Annotated in this window: 10 protein-coding genes; 6 read left to right on the forward strand and 4 right to left on the reverse strand. The window is 48.3% G+C overall.

Annotated features, from left to right (window positions below; translation table 11 throughout):
* The coding region (locus MV985_RS02160; protein WP_297460068.1) for a DUF3368 domain-containing protein at positions 1–131 on the forward strand (131 nt) is incomplete at its 5' end.
* Between the two features lie 2 nt (positions 132–133).
* On the opposite strand, the gene MV985_RS02165 is transcribed toward MV985_RS02160, so the two are convergent.
* Complete coding sequence (locus tag MV985_RS02165) at positions 134–454, reverse strand: hypothetical protein (RefSeq protein WP_297460030.1); 321 nt, start codon at positions 452–454, stop codon at positions 134–136.
* 148 nt (positions 455–602) lie between these two features.
* On the opposite strand from MV985_RS02165, the gene MV985_RS02170 reads away from it, so the two are divergent.
* Positions 603–884, forward strand: a complete 282-nt coding sequence (locus MV985_RS02170) for a type II toxin-antitoxin system RelE/ParE family toxin (RefSeq protein WP_297460039.1) — start codon at positions 603–605, stop codon at positions 882–884.
* Here the strand turns inward: MV985_RS02170 and MV985_RS02175 are convergent.
* Both MV985_RS02175 and MV985_RS02180 read right to left on the reverse strand, forming a co-directional pair.
* Positions 881–1,120 (reverse strand): hypothetical protein, encoded by a 240-nt coding sequence (locus MV985_RS02175; protein WP_297460048.1) that lies wholly within the window; start codon positions 1,118–1,120, stop codon positions 881–883. The two genes, MV985_RS02170 and MV985_RS02175, sit on opposite strands and share 4 nt — an antisense overlap.
* Before the next feature lie 172 nt (positions 1,121–1,292).
* Positions 1,293–1,628: a hypothetical protein gene (locus MV985_RS02180; protein ID WP_297460057.1), complete on the reverse strand. Its 336-nt coding sequence runs from the start codon at positions 1,626–1,628 to the stop codon at positions 1,293–1,295.
* 100 nt (positions 1,629–1,728) lie between these two features.
* Between MV985_RS02180 and MV985_RS02185 the strand changes: the two genes are divergently transcribed.
* Positions 1,729–2,142 (forward strand): HEPN domain-containing protein, encoded by a 414-nt coding sequence (locus MV985_RS02185; RefSeq protein WP_297460069.1) that lies wholly within the window; start codon positions 1,729–1,731, stop codon positions 2,140–2,142.
* A 7-nt stretch (positions 2,143–2,149) separates the two neighbouring features.
* The gene (locus MV985_RS02190; RefSeq protein WP_297460061.1) at positions 2,150–2,521 is read left to right on the forward strand and encodes a nucleotidyltransferase domain-containing protein; all 372 of its coding nucleotides are present in this window, start codon (positions 2,150–2,152) and stop codon (positions 2,519–2,521) included.
* Here MV985_RS02190 and MV985_RS02195 read toward each other — a convergent pair.
* Positions 2,518–2,886 carry a hypothetical protein gene (locus tag MV985_RS02195; protein ID WP_297460063.1) on the reverse strand — a complete coding sequence of 123 codons (369 nt, stop codon included), beginning with the start codon at positions 2,884–2,886 and terminating at the stop codon, positions 2,518–2,520. The genes MV985_RS02190 and MV985_RS02195 overlap by 4 nt on opposite strands.
* A 77-nt stretch (positions 2,887–2,963) precedes the next feature.
* Here MV985_RS02195 and MV985_RS02200 point away from each other — a divergent pair, with 77 nt between their 5' ends.
* Positions 2,964–3,377: a HEPN domain-containing protein gene (locus MV985_RS02200; protein ID WP_297460064.1), complete on the forward strand. Its 414-nt coding sequence runs from the start codon at positions 2,964–2,966 to the stop codon at positions 3,375–3,377.
* Positions 3,352–3,626: nucleotidyltransferase domain-containing protein (locus MV985_RS02205; protein ID WP_297460065.1), on the forward strand; the 275-nt coding region annotated here is incomplete at its 3' end. The genes MV985_RS02200 and MV985_RS02205, both read left to right, overlap by 26 nt.

The following is a 3,626-nucleotide window of genomic DNA, read 5'->3' on the forward strand; positions in this document are numbered from 1 at the left end:
TTCTCCTCAAAGCCAAGTTCACCGGTAAGGTAGCCAGCCTTAGGGACGAGCTGGAGAAACTAAAGGCCACGGGCTTCTGGCTGAGCGATGGACTTTATGAAAAGGTGTTGAAGGAAGCAGGCGAGCTGTAACTTCAGTTCTCTTTTGCCTTCTTCATGCCGATTTCGACGCCTTTTGCAATGGCTTCTTGGAGGAGGAGCTCCTTGTATCTTTCCCTGTATGCACGCCATTTGTAGAGGCCGTACACAGTAAATCCAAATGTCAATAGGCCGAGAGCGGTTATGATCGTGGTGCTGTCTTCTTCAGCTTTTGTTATAAGTTCAAAGGAAAGCAACCAGAATGAAATAACTGAGAGGATTACTACCTGCAGTCCCTTGTCCATTCCATCTTTCGCGCAGCTCTTAGTTTTGCAGTCCTCAGGATTTATTGTATTGTATAAATCATCGAATCTCAACCAAGCTCCAAACAATGAAAAAACCCAACAAGACCTAAGATTAAATCCGCGTCTCCCATTTCCCTCCTCCCGGAGGGTATAATATTGGGGAAGGGTTAAATACGCTCGGGGCAAAATCCATTTGGGCGTTGGAGTGGAGGGTTGATTCGTGTTCGACGTTAGGGTTCATCCGAAGGTCGCCAAGCTGGCTCCCAAGGTTCTCAAACCCGCTCACCTCAAGCGGTTGATAAACTTCATTCAAGACGTGAAGAACGAGCCGATAGCCGAGGGCTATGACGTCAAACCTCTCACGGACCGTAAACTGCTCGGATTGGATGCCTACCGGCTTAGGCTCGGGAATTACCGGCTTCTCTACGCCGTTGACTGGAAGAATAAAATCGTGTACGTCGTCCGTTTGGAGCCAAGAAGCAGGGCATACAAAAGGCGTTAGTCGCCAGTTTCCTTTGAGAGGAGCTCTATGAACTCGTCTCCGCTAAGGGTTTTGACTCTGCCCTCCATCATATCCCTGAGGTCTTTCTCAAGGGCCTTTAGGGTTTCCTCATCCACCTCTTCCTCGGGGAGGTTTTCGGCCACCATTTTTAGAACCGTGATCTTGAGCTCCTCCAGTTCCTTCTCCATTTGCTCTATCCTCTGAAGGATAACATAGGGATCCATAACCTCGCTCATTCTCCCACCGATTTGGGGTAAGCCCCGGAGGTTAAATAGTTTTCTTGCTTGCCCCTTCTCCCATGATAACTGATGATAGGGAAGCCGGTAGGACAAGTCAGCTTTCCTTTGCCTTTTTCATTCCGATTTCGACGCCCTTGGCGATTGCTTCCTGGAGGAGGAGTTCTTTATATCAGTCGTTCAGCTTTTTCCAGAGGTACAGTTTATATATTAACCTAGCCCAGGCACCGAGGGTCATTACAATGAATAGCAACGGACCCCAGGTGCTCTTGGCGTAGTCCTCAGATAGAACGGGACCAAACGATACCCAAAACGATAATGATGGAAGGGTCACGAGTGATGTAAACAAAATCCCCTTGATTAGGGAATCCTTCTGAGACTGAATTTCTCTGAGGGTTTTGTAGTTCTCACTTTTGCCCATTGGCTCGAAATAGCCATACAGAACATCAAAGATTCCTATCATTGCTCCAATAGAAGCATACAATGCAAATGCGGTTAGGGCGTCCATTTCCCTTCTCCCTCCAGGTATTTATGGATTTCCCTCCTCCCCGAGGGTATAATACTGGGGAAGGGTTAAATACCCACAATCCAAACTTTATGTGGTTGCCATGTTCAAGTGGAGTGAATACAAAAGGTGGATGAAGCAGGCTGAAAAGACCCTTCGCTCTGCCCTCAGGGATCTGGAAGGGAAGGATTATGAGTGGGCGAGCTTTAAGGCCCAGCAGGCGGCAGAGCTGGCCGTTAAAGCCCTACTCCGTGGAATGGGTTTCGCTCCCATTGGACACTCCATAACGAAGCTTCTCAGAAACCTGCGTGATGAAGGCGTTGAAGTTCCAAGGGAGCTGTTCCACAGGGCTATGGAACTTGACAGGAATTACATAGCTCCGAGATATCCCGATGCCTATCCGGAGGGCTCTCCCTTCGAGTACTACTCCGAGGATATCGCTCTGGAGATGATTGATTATGCTGAAGAAGTCCTCAGCTTCGTCAAAAGAACGGCCGAAAATCTCACCCGAGATTGAGCGGTTCGTGAGAAGGATAGTTGACTACTTCAACGGAGACGCTACGGTTATTCTCTTCGGTTCTAGGGCTAGGGGTGACTACAACCGAGCGAGCGACTACGACCTGATAGTGATATCCAGAAAGCTTAGTGGGAACTTTTTAGCGAGGACAAAGCCTCTCTACAAACTCAACGAAGAGTTTTTACCCGTTGATGTGCTCGCTTACACTCCAGCGGAGTTTCTCAAGGCATTGGAAAACCTCTCTCCCTCAGCCCTCGATGCCATGAAGGAGGGAATAGTTCTCCATGACAACGGTTTTTACAATGTCGCTAAGAGGCACTTCGAGGAGCTGAAGCGGAGGGGAATGCGGAAGGAGAAATACTGGGTGATAAGGTCTTAGTCCTTCACTCCCTTCAGTCCCTTTGCCACCGACTCTCCGAGCTTTTCGGCGAGCTTTTCGAGCATCTCCTCCTGCTCAAAGCGCTTAAGACGGCGGTAGCTAATAATAGCAGATGTTCCCAAGGCAAAATATGCGACTGGGGCTAATAAGAATATCCACGAATTGTTTGTGACCTCCTCTGGGGGAGCAAGATACATCAAAATATTTCCAAGAAGTAGAGCGAACAATAAGCCTACACTCCCCTTAAAATCCCCCTCAGCTAATCTCTTGCTTTCTGGAGTTCTAATCAGGACAAACGGTAACGATAGAATTCCAATCATTTCTGCAAATACCGATCTAAGACCTCCTAATCCTCCAAGGCTCATTTCCCTCCTCCCGGAGGGTATAATACTGAGCGAAGGCGTTAAATACGCGGAAGTCAAAAACTGCTTCAGGTGTGGGCATGGCCATTCCAGAAGAAGTTTCCAGACACATTGAACTCGCAGAGGAGGAGCTGTCTTCAGCCAAAATCCTTCTCCAGAACAGCAAGCTCAGGGACGCGATTAGTCGCGCCTATTACTCCATGTTCCACGCGGCGAAGGCTCTGCTCCTGATGAAGGGTTTAAATCCCCGCAAACATTCCGGCGTGATCAGGATGTTTGGCCTACATTTTGTTGATGAAGGGTTCCTTGAGAGGGTTTATGCCAAGTACTTGACCTCTGCTTTCTCCCTCCGTTCCAAGGCGGATTATGATGTCTATTATGAACCGACTGAAGAGGAAGCAGAGGCTGTTGTTGAGAACGCTGAAAGGTTCCTTGAGAGAATTAAGACCGCTCTGGAGGAGCTTGAACATGGAAAAGAAAGCTCAAGCTCTTGATGAGTTTCTGAGAGTCCTACGAAAGCGCTTTGGTGACTCAATAGAGGAGGTTATCCTCTTTGGCTCGTACGCGAGAGGCGACTACGACGAGGAGAGCGACATAGACCTTCTCATAATCGGTAAGGTGGATTTCAACGAGCTTATGGACGTTGTAACGGATATTCTCCTCAAATACGGCGAACTGATAAGTCCCATAGTCATCAAGCCGGAAGAGTTCAAAAGGAGGAAGGACAGCTTTATTAAAACGGT

Source organism: Thermococcus sp. (genome assembly GCF_027012695.1).
In the GTDB taxonomy this organism is placed as follows: domain Archaea; phylum Methanobacteriota_B; class Thermococci; order Thermococcales; family Thermococcaceae; genus Thermococcus.